Origin of the sequence: Candidatus Symbiopectobacterium sp., assembly GCF_020054415.1 — a bacterium.
GTDB lineage: Bacteria > Pseudomonadota > Gammaproteobacteria > Enterobacterales > Enterobacteriaceae > Symbiopectobacterium.
Window position 1 is genome coordinate 1 of sequence record NZ_JAHWCO010000074.1, and the last position, 3,259, is coordinate 3,259.

The window sequence follows — 3,259 nt, forward strand, 5'->3', positions numbered from 1 at the left end:
AGCCATAAAGGCTGCGGATTCCCTTGACGTAAAATCAGTATGTTAAATCCAGAGCGTGGTGATGCATCCCGGAGCAATCAGCATTTTAATCCAAAACAGGCGTGTCATAACAGCATTATTCCCTATTATTCAACAAAGCCTTTTTCCATGCCAGTTTTGGCTGAAAATGCTTGTCATCTCCGGTGTACACTTTTCTCATGATGCCTAACTGCATGATTTTACGTTGCGAGGATCCGTCGTTTTACTGGGCTGCCAGCATAAAATCTATTTATTCAACAAAGCCTTTATTCAACAAAGCCAATGATTATATGAATCGTATTTTTATTGTTGGTGGTGATGGTCTGGCTCGCGAAGTCTATTCATATATAGATCGGATGATGCAAGCGGGTGAAAAAATCCAATTTGTTGGTTTTCTCGGACATAATGGATACTGCAATCCTAGAAATTATAAAGAATACAAAGAGTTGTATGTGTGTGACGTAGATGATTTCGTATTTGAGGAAAACGATTGTGCGGTGATCGGTGTAGCAAAGCCTGCCATAAGAAAAAGTATATATACTTATCTTAAGAACCGCGGCGTGAAAATGCCAAATATTATTGATCCGTCATGTATTTTATTTCCGCACAGTGTGCTTGGTGATGGTAATATTTTAGCCATACGAACTTTGATATCAACCAATGTTCATATTGGAAACGGAAATTTATTTAATGGCGGTGTCGAGGTTGGGCACGATGCTATTATTGGTGATTTTAATTTTATATCGCCTAACGTCCGTGTCCTTGGAAATGTTAAGGTTGGAAATGAAAATATTATTGCAACCTCTTCAGTTTTACTTCCTAAATCACGTATTGGAAACGAAAATACGATAGTTCCTATGTCTGTGGTTTATAAGGGGTGTGGTAATAACTGCTATATGTCCGGTAATCCGGCAGTTAAAGTAAATAATTGATGATAATTGGAGCAACAATCATGACTGAGAAAGAATTTTTATCAGAAGTTCAGGAATTATTGCAGACGGATGAAGTTTTGAGCATGGACACTCATCTGCCAAGTCTTGCTGACTGGGATTCGCTTTCTATCATGGCGATGATGGCATTTCTTGAGCGTAATTTCGGTGCCAAAACGACCATGGCCGATTATAAAAAAATTAAAGACCTCCGCGAAATTGTAAAAATGGCAAATATCACGCTATGAGTGATTTTTTCAGCGGAAAGGTATTCCTTGTTACCGGAGCATCATCTGGCATCGGCGAATCAGTTACTTTGAAGTTGAACACATTAGGTGCCAAGGTCATTGCTGTAGGCAGAAACCGGGAGCGATTAGAAAAAGTACGAGTAAAGAGTCAATTCCCGCACCATATTTTCTCTGAAGTTAAAGAGTTGGCTGAAAATATTGAAACGATGTCGAGCTATGTTCAATATTTGAAAGACCGCTATGGGAAAATGCAGGGCTTGGCGTGGTGTGCTGGCATCTCCGATATTGTGCCTTTACGAAGCCTCTCTTACGAAGGTATCAAGGATACGTTCGCGATTAATTATTTCTCACCACTGATGATGGCTAAAGCTTTCTCCGATCGCCGTGTTAATAATAATGCAGGAAGTTCTATGGTTTTCGTGTCCAGTGTCGCAGCACAGTTGTGTGACAGAGGACATACCGAGTACGCGGGAAGTAAGGCCGCGCTCTGTGCATCGATCAGGTGCATAGCCAAAGAGTTGGCCCCCTCTAGAATCAGAGCCAATTGTGTTTTACCGTCAACGATAGATACGCCTTTAACAACGTCAATGATAGAAAAATACAACACTGAGCATCAACACTATCCAATGTGGATCGGGGCCGTTGATGATGTATCCGAAATGATAATTTTTTTACTTTCTGATAAGTCAGCTTGGATCACAGCTCAAAATTATGTTGTAGATTGTGGAAGTTTTTAATCAGAGAGGTCATTGATATGTCATTGTCAACGTTCAAGCATGCCAAGGTTTCTGCTATTTTTTGTGTTTTACCAGAAAATAAAAAAAATATTGATGATGAAATTAAATTTTATGAAAATGATGCCGACAAACTTAGCCGAAATAAAAAAATATTAGGTTTAGGCACGCGTCATGTTGTACCCGATGGCGTTACGGCTGCTGATTTATGTGAGGCTGCTGCGCGAGTGCTGATAGAAAAGATGGATGTTGATGTCAATGAGATTGATACTCTCATTATGGCATCTATCAACCATGATTATATCGGAAACTCAGATGCATGTATTATTCAGGGGAAGTTAGGGCTATCTGAGGAGTGTGCTTGTTTCGACACCAGTGGCCTGGGATGTACCGATGCTATCTATGCGCTTTGGTTGGCGCATTCTCTGGTTGAAAGCGGGGCATCAAAAAAATGTTTAGTACTTGAAGGTTCTTCAAGTAGTCTTATTACAAATGTAAGAAACAGAAACGCAAATATGTTGTTTGGCGATGCGGGAGCCGCTATCTTAGTTGACCGCTCTGACAAAGAATATGAATCGTTTTTTCACCTAAAAAGTTTAGGCAAAGATTGGAAAAAAATTGTCACGCCAGCGGGGGGGGTCAGACTGCCTGTTCAACGTGATATTGTGGATTTGGAAATCATGGATCCTGTTGGAAACACGTATCACTTGTCAGACTCGGTGATGCAAGGTGGTGATGTCTTTAAGTTTGCTATAGATAATGCACCTGACTCGATCAGTAAAGTTATTAAATATGCAAAAAGTAGCTACCAAGAAATTGATTTTTTTGCTATCCATCAGGCGAATGGACAAATTGTTAGAACTATTATTAACCATGCTGTGTTACCCAAAGATAAAGCTTCAGCTGAAACATTTTCTAAATATGGAAATTGTGGTGGCACATCTGTGTTGGTTAATTATTGCGACCAAATGTTTGGTAAAGTAAGTAATAGTACGCTTTTCGTTTCTTTCGGTGTTGGACTTTCGGTTGCGAGTTGTAAGCTGGATCTGTCCGATACGATAAACGGTGGTGTTACTTTATATAAAACACCTGACTGTATCCAATCAAGAGATGAGCTGATCTCTGAGTGGGTTAAATTTATAAAAAACGAAGATTGATTTTAAGTAAAGTACAATATAGAGTCGGCTTTGGGCTTTGTTGAATAAATAGATATTATGCTGCGTAGCCATAAAGGCTGCGGATTCCCTTGACGTAAAATCAGTATGTTAAATCCAGAGCGTGGTGATGCATCCCGGAGCGATCAGCATTTTAATCCAAAACAGGCGTGTCA

5 protein-coding genes are annotated in these 3,259 nt (G+C 39.8%); all 5 read left to right on the forward strand.

What is annotated here, in order from left to right; genetic code table 11:
* Positions 1 to 39: 39 nt before the first annotated feature.
* The 5 genes from QZ506_RS02440 to QZ506_RS02460 are packed head-to-tail and all read left to right on the forward strand — an operon-like array spanning position 40 to position 3,086.
* Positions 40 to 201, forward strand: coding sequence for a hypothetical protein (locus tag QZ506_RS02440; RefSeq protein WP_291968811.1), 162 nt, complete (start codon positions 40 to 42; stop codon positions 199 to 201).
* A gap of 11 nt (positions 202 to 212) precedes the next feature.
* Positions 213 to 950 (forward strand): acetyltransferase, encoded by a 738-nt coding sequence (locus QZ506_RS02445; RefSeq protein WP_291968813.1) that lies wholly within the window; start codon positions 213 to 215, stop codon positions 948 to 950.
* A gap of 20 nt (positions 951 to 970) precedes the next feature.
* Positions 971 to 1,195, forward strand: a complete 225-nt coding sequence (locus tag QZ506_RS02450; protein ID WP_291968815.1) for a phosphopantetheine-binding protein — start codon at positions 971 to 973, stop codon at positions 1,193 to 1,195.
* On the forward strand, positions 1,192 to 1,932 hold the full coding sequence (locus QZ506_RS02455) for an SDR family NAD(P)-dependent oxidoreductase (protein WP_291968817.1): 741 nt from the start codon (positions 1,192 to 1,194) through the stop codon (positions 1,930 to 1,932). Before QZ506_RS02450 ends, QZ506_RS02455 begins: the two co-directional genes overlap by 4 nt.
* Positions 1,933 to 1,949: 17 nt before the next feature.
* Entirely contained in the window at positions 1,950 to 3,086 is a 1,137-nt protein-coding gene (locus QZ506_RS02460) for a 3-oxoacyl-ACP synthase III family protein (RefSeq protein WP_291968820.1), read from the forward strand.
* The last annotated feature ends 173 nt before the right edge of the window (positions 3,087 to 3,259 follow it).

Bases quoted from the DNA above. Each gene is read 5' to 3' on its own strand.
- QZ506_RS02455 (WP_291968817.1), top strand. From the start codon at position 1,192: ATGAGTGATTTTTTCAGCGGAAAGGTATTCCTTGTTACCGGAGCATCA.
- QZ506_RS02450 (WP_291968815.1), top strand. From the start codon at position 971: ATGACTGAGAAAGAATTTTTATCAGAAGTTCAGGAATTATTGCAGACG.
- QZ506_RS02445 (WP_291968813.1), top strand. From the start codon at position 213: ATGATTTTACGTTGCGAGGATCCGTCGTTTTACTGGGCTGCCAGCATA.
- QZ506_RS02440 (WP_291968811.1), top strand. From the start codon at position 40: ATGTTAAATCCAGAGCGTGGTGATGCATCCCGGAGCAATCAGCATTTT.
- QZ506_RS02460 (WP_291968820.1), top strand. From the start codon at position 1,950: ATGTCATTGTCAACGTTCAAGCATGCCAAGGTTTCTGCTATTTTTTGT.